A 21,562-nucleotide genomic window follows, 5' to 3' on the forward strand; every position below is an offset into this window, starting at 1 on the left:
CAAATTTTAGGCGTGCTGCGCCACCGATCCGATTTTCCCAAACGATCCCCGGCGGTTCCATCCGGTTCCAATTCGTGAGTTCCATGAACGGGTTACCCCGGAAATTAAGGTCCTGTTAACCATATCGGCCCACCCTTTGAACGGGCTGAGATCGGAGAACCTTGGATATAGTCTGCGTCCCTGACAGGTGCAGCAGTGGTCAGGAGGTCTCGATGACCCAGGAAATGCACGTACGCGCACCGGAAGTATTACCCGATGCGCCGGCCGTGGCACCGGGCCAGGTGGTCCCGCTGCTCATCGGCGCCACTGTCCAGGAAATCGAACGCGAACTCGTTCTGCAAACGCTCGCGCGCTGCGACGGCAATCGCACCCATGCGGCCCGCATTCTCGGCGTCTCGGTGCGCACCTTGCGCAACAAGATCCGGCAGTATTCGGCGGACGGGGCCGAGGTGCCTGCGCATCACTAGCGTGGGCACCGGAGTGGCGCCCAGGCGGAAAGTTAGAATTCGCGCAATCGGGTTTACCGTTTGATGGGCGGGAATGATCAGGTTACGGTTCCCTCACCAGGAACCTGATCATGACCCGACCGCTCGTTAAAGCCCTCGCTGCCTGTGCGGCCATCGCGCTGATTGCCGCCTCATCGGCGCAGGCCGCGGGAACGCCGGAGCAACGCCGTGCCTGCCGCAAGGACGCGATGAAATACTGCCGGGAGTTCGTCCCGGACGTGAAGCGCATCACGGCCTGCATGCAGAAGAACGTCAGAAAGCTCAGTCCGCTCTGCCGAACGCAGTTCAGATAGGAACGCGGCGGGCCCATGCACATTCCCGCGACGCTGGATCAGGCCCGCAGCACCCTCGCCGTGATGCTCGGCATTGCCGCCACCGAGGGACTGCCGACCGAAATCGACCATGAGACCATCGCCGCGGCCACGCGTTACATTTTTCATCTCGAGCCGCAGTTCGGCCTCGCCGGACTGACACCGCTCAGCCCCTATCGGCAGGCTGAGCTCGCCGACGATCCTGCCCTTGCCGCACAAGCCGTGAGCTTCGCCGCGGTCATGGCGTTCGTTGGCGGCTCGATCAATCCCGCAAAGCTGAGCGGGGTTGTGAAACTTGCGGACTCCCTCAACGTCAAGGACGAGTTCGTCCACGATCTCGCGCGGATCGCGCTCGGCGATCTGAAAGACGCCAAGACCCACATGCTCCACGCCAATCTCGAGAGCATAACCGGCCGCGCTTGGGCCGCTGCCGAGATGGCGCCGTGGCTGCAGCCTTACGATGCCGAGCCCGATCCCGCGCTTGCGACACGCTTCCATGCGCTGGCGCGTCTGCCGGAGACCACCTTCGGCCATGCGTTCGCGACGTTCTATCAGGCCAATGGCTACGCCTATCCGGGCGAGCCGACGGCACTGAACTTCGAGTTCGCCGTGCCGCACGATTCTACGCACGTCCTCGCCGGTTACGACACATCGCCGCGCGGCGAACTGCTGACGTCGACATTGACGGCGACCATGCATCGCGCTCACGCGATGGCGGGGCATGTGCTGCCGGTGATCCTGAGCTGGCACCTCGGCATTCCGCTCAACGATGTTGCGGGCTCCGCCACCGGTGCGTTCGAGCCGGAGGAATTCTTCTATGCCTGGGCGCGCGGTGAAGACACCACCGCCGATCTGTTCGCTCCGGAGTGGGATTTCTGGTCGGCGGCCATCCAGCCGATCGACGCGGTGCGCGAAGAGGTTGGTTTGTTCGTTGCAGATGATGAAACCTAGACCGGCGCACGCCTAACCGGGACACGCAGGATGACTTTTAAGGTCCGTCCCGTCGCCTCTTCATCGACGCCGTCATCGCCAGCGTGAAAGAGATGATTGCGATGCCCGCGGCGATCAGCTCGATGGCGCGGAAGACAAAGGCCGTCTCCACCGCCCAGAGCGGCTGCGGTTCGTCCGCGAAGGCAACCGGCACAATGCCTGGCACGAAAAGCTTCTCAAGCGCAGAAGCCCCGCCCAGAACCGCCGCCGAAATCAGAAACAGACGCCAGCCGTCACTCATCGTCACCCCGCTTCGATCCGGTGTTTCAAAGTATCACGCGCCGCCGCGTCGTCCTTGACCGGGATCAAATCACTGCATTCCGATGTGACCGCCCGGCCATGGCAAAGCGATGCGGCACCTTGCGGGCCGGTGAACGGTCTGGATAATGACCGTACACAAACCGGATCCGCACATGAGTAGTCCCGTCGCTCGCTCCCTGACCGTTGCGGCCCTGCTGTCGTTCAACGGCGGTTTCGTCGATACCGCGGGCTTCCTCGGTCTCGCGGGGCTGTTCACCGCACATGTCACCGGAAATTTCGTCACGCTCGGCGCGGCGCTGGTCCATGGCAGCCATGGCATCGTCGGCAAGATTCTGGCGCTGCCCGAGTTCATTCTGGTGATCGCGCTGGCGCGGCTCGCGGGCATTGCGCTGCGCGCGCACAAACTCCCCGCGATGCAGATCCTGCTCGGTGTGAAGGTCGTGCTTCTGCTGGCCTTCTTTCTTCTCGCCGTCCGGTTCGGACCGTTTCCCGATGCCAACACCCCGATGGCGCTGCTGACCGGCTTTGCCGGCGTCGCCGCCATGGCGATGCAGAACGCGGTCCAGCGTGTGCATTTGGCCAGCCTGCCGCCGTCCACCATGATGACCGGCTCCACCGTGCAGGTCACGCTCGATGCCGTCGACCTCCTCACCGGCACGAAGCCCGAAGAGCGGCCGCAGGTACGAACCCGCTTCAGCCGTCTCGCGCTTGCGATCTGCTTCTTTGCGCTCGGCTGCGCGGTCGCCGCGGTGATGTATGTCTATGTCGGCTTCTGGTGCCTCGCGCTCTCGGTTGCCGTCGGCCTTGCCGCCGCTGTGATCCGGATCGAGGAAACGCGCCCCGCATAAAGCCGCTTGCGCCCTACCCGCCCCGGTTGCAGGATAAGGGCGGGCCGGGGATTGCGTTGTGCGCCGTATCGCGTTCGCCATGATAGCCGTCTTGCTGTGCGCCGGGTTGGGCGCGTGTTACACGCGCGATCCTTATGTCGCGACCCCGGTCACGACGGCGTCCGGCAACTGGAAAATCGAAAAACAGGTCGATCGCATCACCGGCGTTCCGGTGCCGAGCGCGATGCTGATCATCAACAACGCCTCGAACAGTTTTGCCGATTACGCCCAGCCGGCCTCGATGCAGCTCACCTGTTTCGACGGCAAGCCGATGGTGCGCTTCGCCTTCGATTTCAAGGTCGGCACCGATCCGAACTCGACGCTCGGCTATCGCTTCGACGAAAAGCCCGGCCACGACAATGTCGCCGCGCGCTTCCTTCAGGAGTACCGCACCGTCGTAATCGAAGACCGCGCGGCGGTGACCACGTTCGCCAATGAACTTTCGATGTCGAACGTGCTCGTCATCCGGATACGCTCGCTTGCCGCGGGGCGCACCACCGCCGAATTCAGGCTCGACGGCGCCCCTGCCGCGCTTGAAGCCGCCTTTGCCGGTTGCCCGCTGACGCCACCTGCCCCGCAACCTGAAACGAAAAAGAAGCGCAGCGCGAAGGCGTGAGCGATGCTGCGCTGCGTCGTGCCTCAACTACGCACGGGAGGAACACCGCGGCTCGCGCGGGTTTGTCTGGACGCCTTCAACCCGAAGTCGGAAACTCACCTGGACGATTCTGATCGCGGAGGATCGCATGAGGTGGCCTGCTCGCCTTGCCCTGATAATTCCGCTGACGCTGTCTGCTGCTTCGGCTCTCGCGGTCGATCGCGGACAATTCGGCGATGTCCCCGAACACATCCGCAAATGGTTCAAGGATGCGCGCAGTCCGGCCGGCGTGCCGTGCTGCGACGTATCGGACGGGCATCGCACCGACTACGATGTGCGCGAGGGCAGCTACTGGGTGCCGATCGAGGGGCAGTGGTGGATGGTGCCGGAGAAAGCGATCATCCGCACCGGCGGCAATCCTACCGGCGGCGCCGTGGTCTGGTACGTGACGATCCGCGGCAACATCGAGATCACATGCTTCGTGCCGGCTGACGGGTCGTGAGGAACGCAGGCGTCTCCCGATCGTCATTGCGAGCGGAGCGAAGCAATCCATAGCTACAGGAAAGAGCTGGATTGCTTCGTCGCCAAAGCGCGTCGAAGACGCGCTAACGGCTCCTCGCAATGACGAGTGTTGGTCTTCAGATGCGCCCTACGCCCTGCCCGGATAGCTCACCGCCATGCCGGCGCGCACGTCCTGCTGCACACCATACTGCGCGAACGGATAGCGGAAACCGTTCTTCGACAGCGCCTTCATCCCGGCGATGGCGCTGACGAGATATTCCGGCGGAGTCGCCATCAGCATTTCCTCGTCGAGCACGCCGCCGTAGCGGCGCTCGGCGAAACACGGGATCGACAGGCTCGGCAGGCGCGTCGTCAGTGCGCGGCCCCATGAATCCGCACAGGCGGATTCGCCGACCACGCTCCAGTCGAACCGCTTGTAGCCCGACCACTGCAATCCGTTGATGAAATAGATCATCGCGCCGGGTGTTGCGTAGAACAGCGCGATGTCGGGCGGATCGAGCTTGCCCGACGACAGCGGCCCGACCGCGAGCGCATCGTATTTTCCGTCCGGCACGCAATGCATCGCTTCCTGATGCGCCTGCGCATCCTGCTGCGTCGAAAACCAGACGCCGGTCATGTGCTGGCCGGATTGCCACGCCTCGGTCTTGGCACCGCCGAGGCCGACCACCGCGCGGCATTGCGCGCCGACCAGATCGTCGCTGGTGATGCCGACCGTCCAGCCGATCCGCGCCGCCTGCGCCACGATCTGATCCAGCGTGTGCACCGATTGCGGCCGGCGAATCTTCGGGATCGCTTCCATGTCCTCGCGCCGCGCGAACATCTTCATGCCGAACGGGATCGAACGCAGCTTCAGCAGCGAGTCGAGGTCACCAACAATCGCAGGCCAGTCATAGGTCATCGCGTTTCTCCCGGATGTTCTTGTTGTTGCCGAGGCTAGAGCATTTTGCGGTGAGGTGAAGCGCAAAAAGAAAAGCCCGGAGCCGCAATCAAGCGGTCCGGGCCTTTGTCTTCAATTGGATCGAGGCAGGAGCGATCAGTGCCCCTCCCCTTCGGGCGGATTGTCGTCGCCGATATCGCCGACATGCTTCTGTTCGTAAAGCTGGATTCCGATGCGCTCGACGAGATCAAGCTGGGTTTCGAGGAAGTCGATGTGATGCTCCTCGTCCTTCATGATGCTCTCGAACAGGTCACGCGAGACGTAGTCCTTGATGCTGTGGCAGTAGGTCGCCGCCTCCTGATAGAGCGTGCGCGCGCCGACTTCCGCGGCGAGATCGCATTCCAGGATTTCCTTGACGTTCTGGCCGATCCTCAGCGGATCCAGCACCTGCATGTTGGGGAAGCCGTCGAGAAACAGGATGCGGTCGGTGAAGCGGTCGGCATGGTGCATCTCCTCGATGGACTCCTTGCGCCAATGCTTGGCCATGCTCTTCAGGCCCCAATGATTGAGCAGCCGGAAATGCAGCCAGTACTGGTTGATCGCAGTCAGTTCGCTGCGCAGCCCTTTGTTGAGATAGTCGATGACCTTGGGGTCGCCCTTCATATTGCACTCCCTTGCGGAACCGTCGCTTGACAGTCCCAATTCAATTTAGAAGCGTTCTAAATGAGATTACAGGCAACTACAACCCCGGGCCGAGGGGACCGGGATCGGCTGGGGAAATTTGAATGTCTGAAGGTGTTTAGCAGGCGGCCTGGGCTAGAAGGACAACCGGCTGCTGGTCCTCGTTGGCCGCTTCATGCTGGCTGTGGGGGCATCCAGAGCAGCAAGCCTTGGCGCAGGCGCCCAGCGCTTCGTCCATGATTTTCTTGATGGTTCGGGCGCAACGGCCGCATTCGGCGCTGCAACCCAGGCAGCCGTAGACCTGCCCGGCCGTGCGCGGGAAATCCTTGGCCTGGGTCACAACGTTACGCACGTCGTGGTCAGTCAGGACGTTGCAGGAACAAACAATCATGGATGTCTGGAGAACCTGTAAGGACTGTTGACCAACAGGTATTAAACCGGAGCCCCCGATGCAAAAGGAAAACAGCCACTTTTAAGCTATTCCAAACTGGCCGCAGGCTTAGTCTGGAATGAGTCTAATCTCGGTTTCATCGACGGAATAGCGAACTGGCGAGTAAACGCACACGCGGCGCTAGAGCGCGCCGAACTTGTAGTTGAAGCCAACACGGACGATGTTGATATCGGGTCTGTCGAATGCCGCCGTAAAGGAGGCCTTGGGAATTCCCGGTCCAAACACGGAATTGTCCAGCGCAACCACGTTCACGGAGCCGCGGCCAAGGTTCACGTAAAGATACTCAGCTTTCAGGGTGAAGTTGTCCCAGAGCGCATACTCGATGCCGCCGCCCGCCGTCCAGCCGGTGGCTGTCCGGGATGAATCACCCAGAAAACATGTCGGCGCGGAGTTCGTGATGGCCTGGCAGCCGTATGCTGACCCTAAGCCAAATGCGCCCTGTTCGGTGAGCGCAGTCACAGTCGATCCCTCTCTGACCTGCGCATAGGCAAACCCGCCGGTCCCGTAGACCAAGAAGCGATCAGTCGCCAAAAAGCCCAGTCGCGCTCTAACCGTTCCGAACCACTCGATATTTTGTTCGATATTGTTCTGCGCGGTTACAAGCCCGAGGTTGTAGCGCCCGCTTGTCGCCGAGCCGCTGATGCTCGTGAAGTTGATGTCGGTTTCGACCCCCAGCACCCAGCGAGAATTGAATTGCCAATTGTAGCCGGCCTGGATGCCGAACACACCGCCGCTAAGACTGGAAGACGTTGGGGGAGCGCAGGTGCCACCCAAAACTCCGCCGCATGTGACGAGCGTGACGAGCGGATCGGCCTGATTGAAAGTGGTTGCGCGGTTGTCGCGCCAGCCGTATCCGGCGCTACCGCCGATGTAGAAGCCGGTCCAGCTATAAACCGCCGGCACCGGAGGCGCTTTCACAGGAAGATCGGCAGCACGTGCCGCACTGTGTCCCCCGAGCGCAAGCAGTGAAATGACCGTGCCCGCGAGCACTCCCTTGATGAGAAACTTCATCCAGCGCCCCAAAATTCCATCAAAAATATGCCTTATCCTAGCACCGCCGAGCCACGAGACATGTAGTAATACAGCAACAACACAGGACTCTTTGGGACCCTTTGACCGGCAAAACATTCCTGCGGACAATGCACCTTGCCGCCGGTTGGAGTAGAAATCCTTAGCATTCGAAGGAGGGTTGGCGTGACGCATATCGGACCTGACGACCTCGGCACCATCTACGCCGCGCCGACCGAGCGGGTGATTGCGAAACAGCTTCCGCGCATCGACCGCCACGCCGCGCACTTCATCGGCATGTCACCGTTCTGCGTACTCGCAACATCAGGTCCCGACGGCACCGTCGATGCCTCCCCGCGCGGCGGCAATCCCGGCTTCGTGCATGTCGAAGGCGAAACGCGCCTCCTGATGCCGGATCGCCCCGGCAACAACCGCATCGACAGCTTCCGCAACGTGCTGTCCGGCAGCGGCTATGTGCAGTTGATCTTCTTCGTGCCCGGCCTCGACGAAACGCTGCGCGTCGGCGGCAATGCAAAGCTCTCGGCGGATGCAGACCTGCTCGCCACCATGATCGAGTTCGGCAAGCTGCCGCGCGCCGTACTCGATATCGCCGTGCGCGAAGTCTATTTCCACTGCGGCAAGGCGCTGATGCGCTCGAAGCTCTGGTCGCCGGATTCGCGTGTCGCCCGCTCGGCGCAGCCGAGCATCTCCGAGGTCATTCACGAACAGACCGGTCAGGGCACGCCGGAAAGTCAGGACGCTGTCGAAGCGCGTTACAAGACGCAGCTCTGATCTGCGCCGATACAAGTATCGGCTCATTCCCGCGGAAGCGGGAATCCAGTACTCAATCTCTGGGTCCCCGCTTTCGCGGGGACGAGCGGAGAGACAGACATCATCTTGCATCAGGACTCTCCTCTCGTACCCCTTACGTCGCCCTCATACTGAAAGTCCCGTTATGGACAAGCTGCTGCCGCTCGCGGAAAAAATCGCCGCATCCCTGATCGCGCGAAAGGAAACCATCGCCATCGCGGAGTCCTCCACCGGCGGATTGATTTCGGCGGCGCTGCTCGCGGTACCCGGCGCATCGGCCTACTACCGCGGCGGCGGCGTGATCTACACGCCGCGTGCGCGCGCGGCGCTGGTGAACATCACAAAAGATGAGATGGAGGCCATCGGCAATCGCGGCGCGACCGAGCCTTATGCCACCCTGCTCGCGAACCGGGCGCGCGAACTTCTCAACACGACATGGGGCCTGAGCGAAACCGGCGCGACGGGTCCGTCCGGCAACCGCTACGGCGACGCCGCAGGGCATTCGTGCATGGCGGTTGCGGGACCGCTCGCGCGCGCCATTACGCTCGAGACCGGCGACAGCAATCGCATCGCCAACATGCGGGCCTTTGCATTTCGCGCGCTCGAAGTGTTCGCCGAAACGATCGGCGCGCCGCGCTGAACTAAACTGCATCGAATCGCGGATATGCGGATTATCCAGCATTTATCGGCAGATTCGGGCCCATTGCGGTTCCTGAATTAACCACGGAACCCGCTTCACCTTTCGTGAGCGAATGTTACGGGGCCAAAAACAGCGTTGTTTTTGCGGAACAAATCCGCCCCCTAAACCTTAACAAAGGGTAGCGCCCCATTTTCCGGGTTTGTTAACCCAACTCATCGCATTTTGGTCACATATGGCACGTACGTCCCCGCCATCATCCACACCATTTTGAAGTGAGAAACATGCGAAAATTGCCAATCGCGATTGCATCTGTTGTTGCCACGTTGGCAATTGCCGTAAGTGCCCCCGCTTCCGCCCAGGACTTCACTGCGTCCGTCGGCTCTGAAGCCGCTGCGCCTCAGAAGAAAGTTTCGATGTTCCAGTCGGCGATGAGCGAAGTCGCCATCATGCGCTATCGCGCGGCGCTGAAGCTGCGCGCCGAGCAGGCAAAGTACTGGCCCGCCGTCGCCAACGCGCTGCGCGTTCTCGCACGCGAGCCGCAGGTCAACGAAGCCGCCGTTCGCCGCTTTGCGCCGGCCGCGTCGGCGCTGTTCGCCAGCCTCGATGAGGACCAGAAGCGCACCGCGATGGGCCTCGTTCAGAAGGCGGGTCTGCAGCAGTACGCTTCGCTGTTCTGATCACAGGCCACGCGGCTTTTTTCCGCGCGGCTTTCGAAAATTCCGGCGGCGCTTCGCTTTTTGCGAGGCGCCGTTTTTCTTAAGCCCGCGCCTGATGATGGCGGAAATCCGGCTCCTCCATTCAGTTCCCGTTCAACGCAACTGTGAAACCTTCATCGCCGGGACCCGTTATCTAAGGGTCACAACGATGAAAGGTGAAAGCCATGCAGAAGATCGGCGCTAGGAAGATCGTCTTGGCAGTTGCCGCTGCCGCCACTGTCGCCGTCACCGCCCTCGCAGCCCCGGCACCGGCCGAAGCGCGCGGCGGACGTATCGCAGCCGGCGTGGGCCTCGGCATTCTCGGCGGCGCCATCGCAGGCGCGGCCATTGCCAACAGCGGCGGTTACTACGGCCCAGGCTACGGCTATTACGGCGCCGGCCCCGTCTATTACGGCGGCGCCCCCTGCTATTGGCAGCGCGAGCGCTTCTGGGACGGTTACGGCTGGCGCGTCCGCCGCGTCCAAGTTTGTAACTGACGCAATCGTTCATCGGGCGGCCATTTTTTGGCCGTCCGGGCTTGGAAGAAAGGTACACTCCGGACGGCAAAAGCCGCTCCGGAGCGTTTTTTGTTAACGGCCCGCGCGCCAGAATCCGCTATATTGGCGCCGGGACAATGCTGAATCGCCGGTGGGGGATGACGCCGGTACTTTCTAACAGGGGCCAAATCGGGCTATCTTGAGGTCCGTCATTGGATTCTTGCAGACCAATCGCCTTGCGCCGGGCTCTGGCGTGATCTGAGGAGAGATAAACATGAAGAAGGTTCTTTCAGCGTTCCTCGCGGTCGCGACGATCGCTGGTTCGCTTGCAACCGCGATGCCTGCCGCTCAGGCGCGTGATGGCGGCGCTGTTGCCGCCGGCGTTGGCCTTGGCATTCTCGGCGGCGCAATCGCCGGTGCCGCGATTGCCAACAGCCGCCCGGCTTACGGCTACGGCTACGCCCCGGGCCCCGTGTACGTCGAAGAACCCGCCTGCCGCCTCGTGCGCGAGCGTTTCTGGGACGGCTACGGCTGGCGTGTTCGCCGCGTTCAGGTTTGCGATTGATCTGAAACTTCTCACGATTGTGTCGTGAGACATGAGTTTCAAAACCCGGCCTCGCGGCCGGGTTTTTTTGAAGAAGCTCCGTCATTGCGAGGAGCGCAGCGACGAAGCAATCCAGCTTGTCTTCTTAAGAGTGGATTGCTTCGCTTCGCTCGCAATGACGAGTCATCGCCCCGCGCTCATCGCGCGCAGCACGTCCGCACTCGGCCAGCAATCGACCTTCAGCCCGGCCCGCTTTTGATAGGCGCCGAGCGCCGCGCGGGTCTGCATCCCCGCCTTGCCGTCAAGTTTCGAGCTGTAGAGGCCGATCCGCGTCAGATGCTTCTGCATCGCTTCCACATCGGTGCTGCGCAACTGTGTCGACGCGGACCACGGCGTGGCGAACGGCTGCCCGCCCGCCATGCGGTCAGCGAGATGACCGACGAACAGCACGTAGAGATCGGAGAAATTGTATTCCTTGATAACGAAGTAGTTCTTCGTGGTCAGGAATGCCGGGCCATAGATGCCCTCCGGCTGCAGCAGCGATGCGTCCTGCGCCTGTTCGGCGGCGGAGAGGCGCAGGCCCCGCACCGGCACAAAGCCTTCGCGCAACCATTGCGAGATCGGCTTGGTCACCTCCGGCACGCCCTGCGCGCAGTCGGCATTGGCCGGCGCACGGACCTCGTACGCCCAACGCAGGCCCGGCTGCCAGCCCTTGTTTTTCAGCTGCTGCGCGGCGGAAGCGAGCGCATCCGGCACCGAGGTCCAGATGTTGATATGGCCGTCGCCGTCGAAATCGACGCCGTGCTTGTGAAGTTCCGACGGCAGGAATTGCGTCAGCCCCATTGCGCCACCCCATGAGGTCCGCAGATCCTTGCGCGTCACGTCGCCGTTCTGGATCAGCTTCAGTGCCTCGATGAATTCGCCCCGGTACTGATCCTTGCGCCGCCCGACATAGGCCTGCGTCGCCAGCACCCGCAGCCCGTCATACGGCAGCGCGTAGCGGCCGTAATCGGTCTCGCGGCCCCAGATCGCCAGAATGATCGTGCCGGGGACACCGAAGCGCTGCTCGATGGCTTTCAGCGTCGCCGCATGCTGCTGCATCAGGGTGCGGCCATGCGCGGCGAGCCGCGCGATGCTCGCCTCCTTCAGATAGTCCGCCGGCACCTGCACGAATTCGGCCTGCGACGGCGCGCCGGTCGATGGCCGGCCAGGCAGCAGCAGATCCGGCAATTTGTAGTCCGGCTCCAGCCCGCGCGTCTCGCGCTCGAACACCGCGCGCGAGACACCGGCTTTCTGCGCCTCGGGCCAGAGCGAGGCGACGAAGTTCGTGAAGCCGGCGTCGGCGGCGCGTGAAGAATGCGGAATCAGAAACAACGTCATTGCGAGGAGCGCAGCGACGAAGCAATCCAGTCTTTTATCGATCATCGCTGCGGGTCCGATATGGATTTGCTTCGCTTCGCTCACAATGACGGAAGAAGGAGAAATTCCATGTTCATCCGTCGCTCGCAATGACGGCTTTCGCGTGACGGTATCAATGCCCGTGATGGCCCTTCGCCCCGTGTCCGTTATGCGCCGCTTCGCCGTTCGGCGCGAGCACCGGCCCGTTCGAAATCCGGTCGACATAGGCGATGCCGATGGCGGAGAGGATGAACATGCCGTGGATGATGGTCTGCCACATCACGCCGGCTTCGGTGTAATTGGTGGTGCGGCCAGCGCCGCCAAGATTGCCCGCCTCGATGAAGGTGCGCAGCAGGTGGATCGAGGAGATGCCGATGATCGCCATCGCAAGCTTGATCTTGAGCACGCTGGCGTTGACGTGGCTGAGCCATTCCGGCTCGTCCGGATGGCCCTTGAGATGCAGCCGCGACACGAAGGTCTCGTAGCCGCCGACGATCACCATCACCAGAAGGTTGGAGATCATCACCACGTCGATCAGACCCAGAACCACGAGCATGATCTGCTGCTCGGAGAAATCGAACGAATGGGTGATGAGGTGCAGGAGTTCTTTCAGAAAGAGAATGACGTAAACGCCCTGGGCCACAATCAGACCGACATAGAGCGGCAATTGCAGCCAGCGTGATCCGAAGATCAGCATCGGAATCGGACGCAACGAGGTATCGCCTCGTGGCGGCATGGGTGTATCGGGCGTAAGGGACATGTGTGCTCCGGCTGGCCGTTTTCAGACGGTACTCAGCTAAGGAACATGTCAGATTCTGTCGAGGCGCGCTCCAGCGGCTTTTCACCGCAGCGGATTTTCCCGTTCGACATCATCGCGTCAGATTTGTCAGGCTGCGGCGCTATTTCACCACCACGATGAAAATCCGCGGAAACCGCAGCAGCACCTTGCCGTCGGCCTGCGGCAGATAGCTTGCGGCGATGCGCGCCGTATAGGCCTCAAGGAATTCCTTTCGCTCCGGGATCTCCAGCGGATCGAGGAACGGACGCAATCCCGTGCCCTTGACCCATTCGACGATCGCGGCGGCGTCATCGAGCACATGGTAATAGACGGTGTGCCAGATATCGATGCGGCTGCAGAGCGGACGCAGCGCGTCGTAATAAACGCCGGGGCCCGGCAGTTCGCCCCTCGCCTCCAGCGCATGCGCGAGTTGGGTATGGAATTGCGGCAGGCGCGCAACCTCGCGCATCAGCACATGCGACGGCTCGTCCATATTGTCCGGCATCTGGACGGCCATCGCGCCGCCGTCCGGCAACGCCATGGCAAGACGCATCAGCTGCTTGATGTGGTTCGGCACCCACTGGAAGATCGCGTTGGCGAACAGCACGTCGGTGCCGGCCGGCGGCGCCCAGTGCGAGATATTGGCTTCGATGAAGGTGTGCTGCGGCAGCCGCTCGCGGGCCTGACGCAGCATGTCCGCGGAGGTATCGATGCCGGTGATCTTCGCCTGCGGCCAGCGCCTGGCAAGAAGCTCGGTGGAGTTTCCGGGCCCGCAGCCGATGTCCACAACACCCCGCGCGTCCTGAACCGGAATCTGCGCCAGCAGGTCGCGGGCCGCCCGCGTCCGCTCGTCCTCGAATTTGAGGTATTGCTGCGCATCCCAGTCGGCCATCGTGACGCTCCACGCTTTCGGATGACCTTTCTACGTCACCCGGCCAGCGATGGCCAGATTACCCGAGCGCGACGTCTGCCCTTCAGCGCCGGTTCAAGCGAGATCGCTGGCGGCTTCGTTGCGTCCCACCCAGACAAAACCGTGTTCGCGCATGAGACGGATTCTCGCCTGGAGATAACCGTGGCCGATGGTCTCCAGCCGCCGCGTCGGCAGCAGAAAGATCCGGCGGCGGTCATCGGGATCGGTCTGACGCACGATCATGCCGCTTTCTTCCATGTCATCGAGATGTCGCGAGACTGTCGCTTCGGTCACGAAGATCTCGAAATAGGTCGCGAGCTCCTTGTGCGTGATCGGACGCTCGGCCAGCCAGCGATGCGCCACGATGCTGAACATCATGTCGGCCTCGAACACGCTGCGCCATGGCCGGTTCAGCACGCCGGCGGCGATCACCGTGCGCCGAAAGTCCGCACGCCACTGAACGTAAGCGACATCGATGGCCAGTGCGGCGCGCTCCTGCGCATCGATCGTGCATTCGCTCTGATGGAATGTGACCGGCGCGGACGCGCTGATTTCCTCAGACGTCAGTGCCTTGTCGTCGTCCCCCATTTGCCCCCGGCCACCCTTGCTGCGCTACCGCGTCAGTTTCTTGTATTTCACGCGATGCGGGATCACCGAATCCTGACCCAAACGGCGCATCTTGTCTTTCTCGTAGTCCTGGAAGTTGCCTTCGAACCATTCGACATGGCTGTCGCCCTCGAAGGCGAGGATATGCGTCGCGATGCGGTCGAGGAACCAGCGATCGTGGCTAATGATCACGGCGCAGCCGGCGAAATCCTCCAGCGCCTCTTCCAGCGCGCGGAGCGTATCGACATCGAGATCGTTGGTCGGCTCGTCCAGCAGCAGGACGTTGGCGCCGGACTTCAGCATCTTGGCGAGATGCACGCGGTTGCGTTCACCGCCGGACAGCGCGCCGACTTTCTTCTGCTGGTCCGCGCCCTTGAAGTTGAACGCCGAGCAGTAACCGCGCGAGTTCACTTCCTTCTTGCCGAGCAGGATCTGGTCGTTGCCGCCGGAAATTTCCTCCCACACGGTCTTCTTGCCGTCGAGCGCGTCGCGTGACTGATCGACGTAGCCGAGATGCACGGTCTCACCGACCGTAATGGTGCCGGCATCCGGCTTTTCCTGTCCGGTGATCATCTTGAACAGCGTGGTCTTGCCCGCGCCGTTGGCGCCGATCACGCCGACGATGCCGCCCGGCGGCAGCTTGAAGGTGAGATTGTCGATCAGAAGGCGATCGTTGAAGCCTTTGCTGAGTCCCTCGAAGTCCACCACGTTGTTGCCGAGACGCTCGGCCACCGGAATGATGATCTGCGCGGTCTGGGTCTGCTTCTCGCTGGCCTGCTTGAGCAGGTCCTCATAGCGCTGATAGCGCGCCTTGGATTTGGCCTGACGTGCCTTCGGGGATGAGGCGATCCACTCCTGCTCGCGGGCGAGCGTCTTCTGATGCGCGGCGTCCTCGCGGCCTTCCTGCTCCAGGCGCTTCTGCTTCTGGACCAGCCACTGCGAATAGTTGCCCTCGTAGGGAATGCCGCGGCCGCGGTCGAGTTCGAGAATCCAGCCCGTGACGTTGTCGAGGAAGTAGCGGTCGTGGGTCACGATCAGGATCGCACCGGGATAGTTGCGCAGATGGCCTTCCAGCCACGACACGGACTCGGCGTCGAGATGGTTGGTCGGTTCGTCCAGCAGCAGCAGGTCCGGCTGGTCGAGCAGCAGGCGGCACAGCGCGACGCGGCGGCGCTCACCGCCCGAGAGCTTGGTGACATCGGCATCGTCCGGCGGGCAGCGCAGCGCGTCCATCGCCTGATCGACCTTGCTGTCGAGATCCCACAGGCCCGCGGCCTCGATCTCGTCCTGCAATTTGGTCATCTCGTCGGCGGTCTCGTCCGAGTAGTTCATCGCCAGTTCGTTGTAGCGATCGAGGATCGCCTTCTGCTTGGCGACGCCTTCCATGACGTTCTCGCGCACGGTCTTGGTGGCGTCGAGCTGCGGCTCCTGTTCGAGGTAGCCGACCCGCGCGCCCTCGGCGACCCAGGCTTCGCCGTTATAGTCCTTGTCGATGCCGGCCATGATCCGCAGCAGCGTCGATTTGCCCGAGCCGTTGACGCCGAGCACGCCGATCTTGGCGTCGGGATAGAACGACAGATGCACGTTATCGAGCACCTTGCGGGTCGGGTAGGCCTTGGTCAGACCCTGCATGAAGTAGACGAACTGGCGAGCCATCGTGATCCTTTGACGGTTCCGGAAAACCTTCGTTGTGCGGGGAAATTTGCTGCCGTTGATGTAGCGGCGGGAACCGCAAAGGGCAACCGGCGCGGCCCTCCAAAGGTAGGGTTTTGGAAAGGCTGCCGAGAGAATTTTCCAGCGATCTGAGGCCCTTGCCGCGACGAAAACGGCTTTTTAATCGAATCCGCGCAACTTACCGGTTCGAACCGCGGACAGACGCGCCGCGACCAATATTCAGGCGTCAAGAATCAGCACTACAGATCGTCGAGCAGAAGCCATGACGACGCACAGCACACCGATCCATATCGCGGAAATGTCCGCACCCCGCACGGCCCCATCCAAGGGACTGCTGGCCGAGATCGCCGAGTTCTGGCGCACCTTCATCAAGGCGGCCTTCGACCCCTACCACCCGGAACAGCACTATATGCGCGGCCCGGGTCCGGCCTGCGCGCGGAAACTCGGCAAGACCGCGAAGTAAAATTTCCAAGACAATCGTTCGTCATCCTGAGGTGCGAGCACTTGCGAGCCTCGAAGGATGACGACTGCGCGCCGCTTACGACATGCGTCACCTCTCCCCGCTTGCAGGGAGAGGTCGGATCGTGAAACGATCCGAGTAAGGGGCAAGCCGCGCGTGCGCCCCTCACCCCAACCCTCTCCCCGCAAACGGGGAGAGGGAGTGCATCGCGATTTCTTGCGGACATAACAAAGAGAGCAAACAAATGCCCCTGCGCTGCGCCATTCTCGACGACTACCAGAACATCGCGCTCAAGTTTGCGGACTGGTCATCGCTCAAGGACCAGATCGACATCACCGTGTTCGACAAGCCGTTTGCCTCACAGGACGAAGCCGTGCGCGCGTTGCAGGATTTCGAGATCGTCTGCGCCATGCGTGAGCGCACGCCGTTTCCGCGCGAGATGCTGACCGCGCTGCCGAAGCTGAAACTGCTGCTGACCTCCGGCATGCGCAACGCTTCGTTCGACCTTGAGGCCGCGAAAGAGCGCGGCGTCACGGTGTGCGGCACCGGCGGCGTCGGCAACGCCACAGCGGGACTGACCATCGGACTGATGCTGGAACTGACCCGCAAGATCGGCTTCGAGAACGCGCGCATGCACGCCGGCGAGCAATGGCAGACCACCATGGGGCAGGACGTCGAGGGCATGACGCTCGGCGTCGTCGGGCTCGGCAAGCTCGGCACGAAGGTCGCCACGATCGCCAAGGCGCTCGGCATGAACGTGATCGCCTGGAGCCAGAACCTGACGCCGGAGGCCTGCGCCGCGGCGGGCGTCGCCTACGCCAGCAAGGACGAGCTATTCGCCGCTGCCGATATCGTCACCATTCACGTCATCCTGAGCAAGCGCACGCGCGGGCTCATCACGCGCGACGATCTCGCACGCATGAAACTGACCAGCTATCTGGTCAACACCGCACGCGGCCCGATCGTGGATGAAGCCGCGCTGCTCGACGCGCTCCAGCGCAAGGCGATCGCCGGTGCGGGCCTCGATACGTTTTCAGTGGAGCCGTTGCCGATCGATCATCCCCTGCGCAAGCTCGGCAATGTCGTCCTGACGCCGCATCTCGGCTACGTCACCGAGAACAACTACCGGCGCTACTATGGCGACATGGTCGAGGACATCGCCGCGTGGCTCAGCGGCGCGCCGGTGCGGGTGATGACGTAGTGTTCACCTCTCCCCGTTTACGGGGAGAGGTCGGATCGTGAAACGATCCGGGTGAGGGGCGGACGCATCCGTGATGTGGACAGCTTGCCCCTCACCCCAACCCTCTCCCCGCAGGCGGGGAGAGGGAGAAGATATGGCTCGTCGCAATGACGAATGGATGAGCCTTCACCCGCGGATCGCGGCCTCGATCGCGGCCACGTCGATCTTCTTCATGTCCATCATCGCGGTGAATGCGCGCCTGGCTTCCTCGCCGCCTTTGGCCATCGCGTCCGTCAGGACGCGGGGCGTGATCTGCCACGAGATGCCCCATTTGTCCTTGCACCAGCCGCAGGCGCTTTCCTGGCCGCCGTTGCCGACGATGGCGTTCCAGTACTTGTCCGTCTCCGCCTGATCGTCGGTTGCGATGCAGATCGAGAACGCTTCGTTGTGTTTGAAGATCGGCCCGCCGTTCAGGCCGATATAGGGAATGCCCGCCACGGTGAAATCCACCGTGATGGTGTCGCCCTTCTTGCCGGAGGGATAATCGGTCGGCGCCTTGTGCACGGCGTTGACTTTGCTGTCCGGAAATACGCTCGCATAAAACGTCGCGGCCTCTTCCGCATCCTTGTCGTACCAGACGCAGATCGTGCTCTTGTTCTTGGCCATGCGGGTTCCTTCCTCGGTCGTTGTCACTCCATCAAGATCGCAAATTTGCAAAGGTTGCATGTCATGCGCAATAAAAAGCCCGGCAAAACCTTAAGGTCTTGGCCGGGCTTTTGTTTAACGGATCAAAAAATCAGAAGTGATAGTTCGCGCCGATGCGCACGACATGGAAGTCAAGATCGCTGAAGTGCGTGTTGTAAGATGAAATTGCGTTACCCGGAACGCCGGGGGCAGCCGAAGTGATACTGCTGCTTCCAAGATTGACGTAGAGATACTCAGCTTTGAAAGAAACATTTCGCCAGGCCGCGTATTCAAAGCCGCCACCAGCGGTGTACCCGGTCATCACTTTTGTCGTTGGTCCCGTGTAGCAAGCTCCCGAAGCAGGAGGACATGCGGCACCGAAGCCACCGCCCGTTGCGGTATAGCCTATCGTGTTGCTGAGGGTCGAGTTTGCGTGGACCGAGCCGTAAGCCAGGCCGCCCGTTCCGTAAACGAGGAGTTTGTCAGTCGCGAGCCATCCAGCGCGCGCGCGCAGCGTTCCGAACCATTCAACATTCTGCTCGGCGTTAACCTGCCCGGGTCGACCGATGAGCGCGTAGGGCGTGGCCGCCGATCCCTTGATGTCACTGCCCTGAAAATCCGCTTCCAGACCAATCAGCCAATTGGGCGAGACCTGCCAGTTGTAACCAGCCTGCGCGCCGCCAAGAACGCCTTTGACGTCGTATGCAACCGAAGCCGCCGGGTTTGGATTGGAAAAGTTGAATACGTTCGCGGATACAGGGTCATTGGGCGCAAAGGTCGCAACCGGATCGTTAAAGCCATAGCCGACGTTGAGGCCGGCGTAGAAGCCCGTCCAGCTTGAGACAGCCGCCAATGGAGGCGCTTTTGTATAGGAGCGCGCCGCGATGTCAGCAGCGTGTGCGCCGGTTGCGCCAAGAGCGGCAACCGCAGCGGCGGCCAAAAGCATTTTCATGAAATTCCTCAAAAACATCCAACAAAATCTGGCTGCACCTTAGGGAGAGTCGAAGGTCGTTACTGTAGCGCGCGGGCAACAGCGTGGAACTCTGTCGATAGGCTTCTTCGACACTGCGAGCCCAAACAAAAATGCCCGCGACATGCGCGGGCATTTTCATGTGATCTGAAAATCCTGATTTAGCGGATCGTGACCGGCGCGGGCAGCGGCGGCACAGCCGTCGGTCCCTGATTGGCCACGCCCATCGACGCGGTCGGGCGCTGCGGAGGCGCACCGTTCGCCATCGGCGCGGGAGCGGGTCCGCCCTGATACGGCTGCGGCTGGGCAGACGCGGTGACCGGCTGAGGCTGCGGCAAGGCCGGCGGTTTGCCGCCCGGCAGCACCACAACGCGGGTGCCGACCTTGGTGCGCTCGAACAGATCCGTGACATCCTCGTTCAGCATGCCGATGCAGCCAGACGACACGAACTGGCCGATGGTCGACGGCTGGTTGGTGCCGTGGATGCGGTACACGGTCGAGCCGAGATACATCGCACGCGCGCCGAGCGGATTACCGTCACCGCCGGCCATGAAGCGCGGCAGGTAAGGCTGGCGCTCGATCATTTCCGTCGGCGGATGCCAGTCCGGCCATTCCGCCTTGCGGGTGATCTTCTGCACGCCGGTCCAGGTGAAGCCGTCGCGGCCGACGCGCACGCCGTAGCGGATCGCGCGGCCATTGCCGAGAATGTAATAGAGATGCGTGTTCGGCGTATCGACGATGATGGTGCCCGGCGGCTCCTTGGTCGGATAATTGACCTCGGTGCGCCGCAGGTTCGGCGGCAATTCCTTGCGCGGGCCGGTTTCGGGCTGCTCTTCAGGCGGCAATGCCGACATCACGGAGCGGCCGTTGGCGCCCTGCGCCGTGCCGGGCGCCTGCAGATCGAGCGCACCCGTCGGCGCGCCATCGACCACGCCGGGCGGACGCGGGCGGTCGGTAAAATCGGTGCCCTGCGGCGGACCGCGGTCGCTGTAGATCGGCGCGGGGCCGCGATCGGAATAACCGGGCGCCGGCGGGGTGTAAGCGGTCGGGCGGCCGTAACGCGGATCGTCCGGCGACATCACCGGGCCGCGCGGGTCGAGGCCCGGCTGCTGCTGGTAGCTCTGCTGCTGCGGAGCGGGCGGCTGCTGGTAATTCGGCTGCTGCTGGTAGCCCGGAGGCGACAGCGCCGTGCCACGGTCATCGCCATCGAGGCGGTCGAAATCCGGCACGCTGCGGTCGTCCCGCGCGTAGGGCGCTGGCTGGAGCGGCTGCGAATAGCCCGGAGGCGGCGGATAGGACTGCGCCAGTGCAACAGATGCACCTGCCAGACCGGCCACCGCGGAAACCGCAAAAGCCGTCGTGAAGGACTTGGCAGAAAAACCCTTGGAAACGCGATTGAACATCATGCCCCTTATATAGCGCGAACCCGCCACCGTATCGTTAACGGCAATTCGCGCAGGATAGCGGCGCATTCAAGACAATCGTTGAAAAAAGTGCCCGAAAACGGCTGACTTTTTCGCGAGATTGCAGCCGGGCAACAGGTTCCCGCCAATGTGACGCCATCCCCAGCCCCGGCCGAAGTTTTTTCAGGCAAATTCATGGCCTGCGGTATCCTTCCCGGAGGCTTGATTCGTGGCCTTCAGCCGCGCTTCCGGCGTTCAGTTTTCGCTTCTCCAGCGTTCACATGCGTTTCGTTTTGGCTCGAGACCTTCGCGCCTCCACCGCCGAAGGCAGGACACGTCACAATGCTCCCCGGATTTCGAATCCTGTTTGCGACGACCGTGCTGGCGATCTCGATTCTGATCTTCGGCCTCGGCGCGGCCGCGCTGCTGCGCGCGGCGCACGAGGAATTCGCGAGCATGCCGTCGTGGCGGCTGGCGCAGCAGCCGATGCTGGCGCCGCAGTTCGAACTCAGCGGACCGACACTGGCGATGCTGCGGGTCGAGGCGCTGACGGCGAAGCCATCCCCGGACCGGACCATCCGCCAGCAGGCCATCATCCGCGACATTCCGCGCGAACTGCCACCGGCCGAAACCGTAAAGCAGGACGCCGGCGACACACTCAGGGAAGCCGAACAGGCACCGGCCGAACCCGCTCCGGCCCCGGAGACGTCCGCAGCTCTGAGCGCAAAGGCCAGCACAGAAGCTCCGGCAGCGGAAGCTCCGGCAGCGGAAGCGCCGGCCGCGGATGCCAAGCCCTCGGATACCCAGACCTCCGAAGCCAGCGCCACCGAAGCGAAGGTTCCGGACGTGAAGCCTCAGGAAGCCGCGCCGGCGGGCGTGAAGGCCTCCGAGCTCCGGATCTCCGAAGCGAAAGCCGTCGACGCAAAATCCGAACCCGGACTGGCTGATCCGAAGCCGACCGAGGCCATATCCTCAGAGACCAAATCTTCGGTAACCGAAGCGTCCGAGCCGCGATCGACCGAGACGGTCGCGTCTGTCGAGCGATCGACGGAAGCGACGGCCTCCGCGACGATCCCCCGGCCTGCGGCGAAGAAAACCCGCCGCGTCAACACGCTCGCCATCGCACACCGGCGTCAGATCGCACGCGCCCGCGCCGAGGAACGCGCGCGGGCCGAACAGCTGCGCCAACAGCAAAAAGCATTTCCGCTGTTCGGCGGCTAAGGC

At 62.5% G+C, this 21,562-nt stretch carries 27 protein-coding genes; 14 read left to right on the top strand and 13 right to left on the bottom strand.

What is annotated here, in order from left to right:
- The first annotated feature begins 212 nt into the window (after positions 1-212).
- The 3 genes from AC1Q67_RS05235 (at position 213) to AC1Q67_RS05245 (ending at position 1,768) form a co-directional block, all read left to right on the top strand.
- A complete protein-coding gene (locus AC1Q67_RS05235) occupies positions 213-467 on the top strand; it encodes a helix-turn-helix domain-containing protein (protein WP_024576414.1) in 255 nt (84 codons plus the stop codon).
- A 110-nt stretch (positions 468-577) separates the two neighbouring features.
- Positions 578-799: a hypothetical protein gene (locus tag AC1Q67_RS05240; protein ID WP_492234928.1), complete on the top strand. Its 222-nt coding sequence runs from the start codon at positions 578-580 to the stop codon at positions 797-799.
- A 15-nt stretch (positions 800-814) separates the two neighbouring features.
- Positions 815-1,768: a hypothetical protein gene (locus AC1Q67_RS05245; protein ID WP_492234927.1), complete on the top strand. Its 954-nt coding sequence runs from the start codon at positions 815-817 to the stop codon at positions 1,766-1,768.
- A 37-nt stretch (positions 1,769-1,805) separates the two neighbouring features.
- Here AC1Q67_RS05245 and AC1Q67_RS05250 read toward each other — a convergent pair whose 3' ends face one another.
- The gene (locus tag AC1Q67_RS05250) at positions 1,806-2,048 is read right to left on the bottom strand and encodes a hypothetical protein (protein ID WP_024576417.1); all 243 of its coding nucleotides are present in this window, start codon (positions 2,046-2,048) and stop codon (positions 1,806-1,808) included.
- Positions 2,049-2,220: 172 nt separating this feature from the next.
- Between AC1Q67_RS05250 and AC1Q67_RS05255 the strand changes: the two genes are divergently transcribed.
- From AC1Q67_RS05255 to AC1Q67_RS05265, 3 genes are all read left to right on the top strand, one after another.
- Positions 2,221-2,916 (top strand): YoaK family protein, encoded by a 696-nt coding sequence (locus AC1Q67_RS05255; protein ID WP_492234926.1) that lies wholly within the window; start codon positions 2,221-2,223, stop codon positions 2,914-2,916.
- 58 nt (positions 2,917-2,974) lie between these two features.
- Complete coding sequence (locus tag AC1Q67_RS05260; protein ID WP_492234925.1) at positions 2,975-3,571, top strand: hypothetical protein; 597 nt, start codon at positions 2,975-2,977, stop codon at positions 3,569-3,571.
- A gap of 127 nt (positions 3,572-3,698) precedes the next feature.
- Positions 3,699-4,052, top strand: a complete 354-nt coding sequence (locus AC1Q67_RS05265) for a hypothetical protein (RefSeq protein WP_024576420.1) — start codon at positions 3,699-3,701, stop codon at positions 4,050-4,052.
- Positions 4,053-4,199: 147 nt separating this feature from the next.
- Here AC1Q67_RS05265 and AC1Q67_RS05270 read toward each other — a convergent pair whose 3' ends face one another.
- The 4 genes from AC1Q67_RS05270 to AC1Q67_RS05285 form a co-directional block, all read right to left on the bottom strand.
- Complete coding sequence (locus tag AC1Q67_RS05270; protein WP_024576421.1) at positions 4,200-4,970, bottom strand: DUF169 domain-containing protein; 771 nt, start codon at positions 4,968-4,970, stop codon at positions 4,200-4,202.
- A gap of 135 nt (positions 4,971-5,105) precedes the next feature.
- Positions 5,106-5,612, bottom strand: a complete 507-nt coding sequence (bfr, locus tag AC1Q67_RS05275; RefSeq protein ID WP_006021769.1) for a bacterioferritin — start codon at positions 5,610-5,612, stop codon at positions 5,106-5,108.
- Between the two features lie 136 nt (positions 5,613-5,748).
- Positions 5,749-6,021: a (2Fe-2S)-binding protein gene (locus tag AC1Q67_RS05280; protein WP_006021770.1), complete on the bottom strand. Its 273-nt coding sequence runs from the start codon at positions 6,019-6,021 to the stop codon at positions 5,749-5,751.
- A 180-nt stretch (positions 6,022-6,201) separates the two neighbouring features.
- Positions 6,202-7,284 (bottom strand): outer membrane protein, encoded by a 1,083-nt coding sequence (locus AC1Q67_RS05285; protein ID WP_492234924.1) that lies wholly within the window; start codon positions 7,282-7,284, stop codon positions 6,202-6,204.
- On the opposite strand from AC1Q67_RS05285, the gene AC1Q67_RS05290 reads away from it, so the two are divergent.
- From AC1Q67_RS05290 to AC1Q67_RS05310, 5 genes are all read left to right on the top strand, one after another.
- A complete protein-coding gene (locus AC1Q67_RS05290) occupies positions 7,276-7,881 on the top strand; it encodes a pyridoxamine 5'-phosphate oxidase family protein (protein ID WP_492234923.1) in 606 nt (201 codons plus the stop codon). The two genes, AC1Q67_RS05285 and AC1Q67_RS05290, sit on opposite strands and share 9 nt — an antisense overlap.
- Positions 7,882-8,044: 163 nt before the next feature.
- Positions 8,045-8,539, top strand: a complete 495-nt coding sequence (locus AC1Q67_RS05295) for a CinA family protein (RefSeq protein ID WP_492234922.1) — start codon at positions 8,045-8,047, stop codon at positions 8,537-8,539.
- A 281-nt stretch (positions 8,540-8,820) separates the two neighbouring features.
- The gene (locus tag AC1Q67_RS05300; RefSeq protein ID WP_492234921.1) at positions 8,821-9,216 is read left to right on the top strand and encodes a hypothetical protein; all 396 of its coding nucleotides are present in this window, start codon (positions 8,821-8,823) and stop codon (positions 9,214-9,216) included.
- A 203-nt stretch (positions 9,217-9,419) separates the two neighbouring features.
- A complete protein-coding gene (locus AC1Q67_RS05305; protein ID WP_006021774.1) occupies positions 9,420-9,731 on the top strand; it encodes a hypothetical protein in 312 nt (103 codons plus the stop codon).
- Between the two features lie 274 nt (positions 9,732-10,005).
- Complete coding sequence (locus AC1Q67_RS05310; protein WP_006021775.1) at positions 10,006-10,296, top strand: hypothetical protein; 291 nt, start codon at positions 10,006-10,008, stop codon at positions 10,294-10,296.
- 162 nt (positions 10,297-10,458) lie between these two features.
- Here the strand turns inward: AC1Q67_RS05310 and AC1Q67_RS05315 are convergent, their stop codons facing one another.
- The 5 genes from AC1Q67_RS05315 to ettA all read right to left on the bottom strand — a co-directional run bounded on the left by AC1Q67_RS05315 (position 10,459) and on the right by ettA (position 15,623).
- Positions 10,459-11,700, bottom strand: a complete 1,242-nt coding sequence (locus AC1Q67_RS05315) for a lytic murein transglycosylase (protein WP_492234920.1) — start codon at positions 11,698-11,700, stop codon at positions 10,459-10,461.
- 106 nt (positions 11,701-11,806) lie between these two features.
- Positions 11,807-12,433 carry a TIGR00645 family protein gene (locus AC1Q67_RS05320; RefSeq protein WP_492234919.1) on the bottom strand — a complete coding sequence of 209 codons (627 nt, stop codon included), beginning with the start codon at positions 12,431-12,433 and terminating at the stop codon, positions 11,807-11,809.
- A 139-nt stretch (positions 12,434-12,572) separates the two neighbouring features.
- On the bottom strand, positions 12,573-13,343 hold the full coding sequence (tam, locus tag AC1Q67_RS05325; protein WP_492234918.1) for a trans-aconitate 2-methyltransferase: 771 nt from the start codon (positions 13,341-13,343) through the stop codon (positions 12,573-12,575).
- Positions 13,344-13,436: 93 nt separating this feature from the next.
- Positions 13,437-13,949 carry a MarR family transcriptional regulator gene (locus AC1Q67_RS05330; protein WP_492234917.1) on the bottom strand — a complete coding sequence of 171 codons (513 nt, stop codon included), beginning with the start codon at positions 13,947-13,949 and terminating at the stop codon, positions 13,437-13,439.
- 24 nt (positions 13,950-13,973) lie between these two features.
- Positions 13,974-15,623: an energy-dependent translational throttle protein EttA gene (gene ettA / locus AC1Q67_RS05335; RefSeq protein ID WP_492234916.1), complete on the bottom strand. Its 1,650-nt coding sequence runs from the start codon at positions 15,621-15,623 to the stop codon at positions 13,974-13,976.
- Between the two features lie 280 nt (positions 15,624-15,903).
- On the opposite strand from ettA, the gene AC1Q67_RS05340 reads away from it, so the two are divergent.
- Complete coding sequence (locus AC1Q67_RS05340; protein ID WP_492234915.1) at positions 15,904-16,104, top strand: hypothetical protein; 201 nt, start codon at positions 15,904-15,906, stop codon at positions 16,102-16,104.
- A gap of 241 nt (positions 16,105-16,345) precedes the next feature.
- Positions 16,346-17,302 carry a D-2-hydroxyacid dehydrogenase family protein gene (locus AC1Q67_RS05345; protein ID WP_492234914.1) on the top strand — a complete coding sequence of 319 codons (957 nt, stop codon included), beginning with the start codon at positions 16,346-16,348 and terminating at the stop codon, positions 17,300-17,302.
- Between the two features lie 165 nt (positions 17,303-17,467).
- On the opposite strand, the gene AC1Q67_RS05350 is transcribed toward AC1Q67_RS05345, so the two are convergent.
- The 3 genes from AC1Q67_RS05350 to AC1Q67_RS05360 form a co-directional block, all read right to left on the bottom strand.
- A complete protein-coding gene (locus AC1Q67_RS05350; protein ID WP_492234913.1) occupies positions 17,468-17,947 on the bottom strand; it encodes a VOC family protein in 480 nt (159 codons plus the stop codon).
- Between the two features lie 130 nt (positions 17,948-18,077).
- Positions 18,078-18,917 carry an outer membrane protein gene (locus AC1Q67_RS05355; protein ID WP_492234912.1) on the bottom strand — a complete coding sequence of 280 codons (840 nt, stop codon included), beginning with the start codon at positions 18,915-18,917 and terminating at the stop codon, positions 18,078-18,080.
- 179 nt (positions 18,918-19,096) lie between these two features.
- Complete coding sequence (locus AC1Q67_RS05360; protein WP_492235702.1) at positions 19,097-20,338, bottom strand: L,D-transpeptidase; 1,242 nt, start codon at positions 20,336-20,338, stop codon at positions 19,097-19,099.
- 342 nt (positions 20,339-20,680) lie between these two features.
- Here AC1Q67_RS05360 and AC1Q67_RS05365 point away from each other — a divergent pair, with 342 nt between their 5' ends.
- The gene (locus AC1Q67_RS05365) at positions 20,681-21,559 is read left to right on the top strand and encodes a hypothetical protein (protein WP_492234911.1); all 879 of its coding nucleotides are present in this window, start codon (positions 20,681-20,683) and stop codon (positions 21,557-21,559) included.
- Positions 21,560-21,562: the final 3 nt, after the last annotated feature.

Source organism: Afipia sp. GW823-FHT06G09, assembly GCF_058794875.1.

Coding starts and splice junctions, on each gene's coding strand:
- AC1Q67_RS05355 (WP_492234912.1), bottom strand. CDS start 18,917: ATGAAAATGCTTTTGGCCGCCGCTGCGGTTGCCGCTCTTGGCGCAACC.
- AC1Q67_RS05365 (WP_492234911.1), top strand. CDS start 20,681: ATGCTCCCCGGATTTCGAATCCTGTTTGCGACGACCGTGCTGGCGATC.
- AC1Q67_RS05315 (WP_492234920.1), bottom strand. CDS start 11,700: ATGATCGATAAAAGACTGGATTGCTTCGTCGCTGCGCTCCTCGCAATG.
- AC1Q67_RS05240 (WP_492234928.1), top strand. CDS start 578: ATGACCCGACCGCTCGTTAAAGCCCTCGCTGCCTGTGCGGCCATCGCG.
- AC1Q67_RS05345 (WP_492234914.1), top strand. CDS start 16,346: ATGCCCCTGCGCTGCGCCATTCTCGACGACTACCAGAACATCGCGCTC.
- AC1Q67_RS05320 (WP_492234919.1), bottom strand. CDS start 12,433: ATGTCCCTTACGCCCGATACACCCATGCCGCCACGAGGCGATACCTCG.
- bfr (WP_006021769.1), bottom strand. CDS start 5,612: ATGAAGGGCGACCCCAAGGTCATCGACTATCTCAACAAAGGGCTGCGC.
- AC1Q67_RS05245 (WP_492234927.1), top strand. CDS start 815: ATGCACATTCCCGCGACGCTGGATCAGGCCCGCAGCACCCTCGCCGTG.
- AC1Q67_RS05250 (WP_024576417.1), bottom strand. CDS start 2,048: ATGAGTGACGGCTGGCGTCTGTTTCTGATTTCGGCGGCGGTTCTGGGC.
- AC1Q67_RS05285 (WP_492234924.1), bottom strand. CDS start 7,284: ATGCGTCACGCCAACCCTCCTTCGAATGCTAAGGATTTCTACTCCAAC.
- AC1Q67_RS05235 (WP_024576414.1), top strand. CDS start 213: ATGACCCAGGAAATGCACGTACGCGCACCGGAAGTATTACCCGATGCG.
- AC1Q67_RS05350 (WP_492234913.1), bottom strand. CDS start 17,947: ATGGCCAAGAACAAGAGCACGATCTGCGTCTGGTACGACAAGGATGCG.
- AC1Q67_RS05310 (WP_006021775.1), top strand. CDS start 10,006: ATGAAGAAGGTTCTTTCAGCGTTCCTCGCGGTCGCGACGATCGCTGGT.
- AC1Q67_RS05300 (WP_492234921.1), top strand. CDS start 8,821: ATGCGAAAATTGCCAATCGCGATTGCATCTGTTGTTGCCACGTTGGCA.
- AC1Q67_RS05340 (WP_492234915.1), top strand. CDS start 15,904: ATGACGACGCACAGCACACCGATCCATATCGCGGAAATGTCCGCACCC.
- AC1Q67_RS05265 (WP_024576420.1), top strand. CDS start 3,699: ATGAGGTGGCCTGCTCGCCTTGCCCTGATAATTCCGCTGACGCTGTCT.
- AC1Q67_RS05360 (WP_492235702.1), bottom strand. CDS start 20,338: ATGTTCAATCGCGTTTCCAAGGGTTTTTCTGCCAAGTCCTTCACGACG.
- AC1Q67_RS05305 (WP_006021774.1), top strand. CDS start 9,420: ATGCAGAAGATCGGCGCTAGGAAGATCGTCTTGGCAGTTGCCGCTGCC.
- AC1Q67_RS05270 (WP_024576421.1), bottom strand. CDS start 4,970: ATGACCTATGACTGGCCTGCGATTGTTGGTGACCTCGACTCGCTGCTG.
- AC1Q67_RS05280 (WP_006021770.1), bottom strand. CDS start 6,021: ATGATTGTTTGTTCCTGCAACGTCCTGACTGACCACGACGTGCGTAAC.
- AC1Q67_RS05295 (WP_492234922.1), top strand. CDS start 8,045: ATGGACAAGCTGCTGCCGCTCGCGGAAAAAATCGCCGCATCCCTGATC.
- AC1Q67_RS05255 (WP_492234926.1), top strand. CDS start 2,221: ATGAGTAGTCCCGTCGCTCGCTCCCTGACCGTTGCGGCCCTGCTGTCG.
- AC1Q67_RS05330 (WP_492234917.1), bottom strand. CDS start 13,949: ATGGGGGACGACGACAAGGCACTGACGTCTGAGGAAATCAGCGCGTCC.
- tam (WP_492234918.1), bottom strand. CDS start 13,343: ATGGCCGACTGGGATGCGCAGCAATACCTCAAATTCGAGGACGAGCGG.
- ettA (WP_492234916.1), bottom strand. CDS start 15,623: ATGGCTCGCCAGTTCGTCTACTTCATGCAGGGTCTGACCAAGGCCTAC.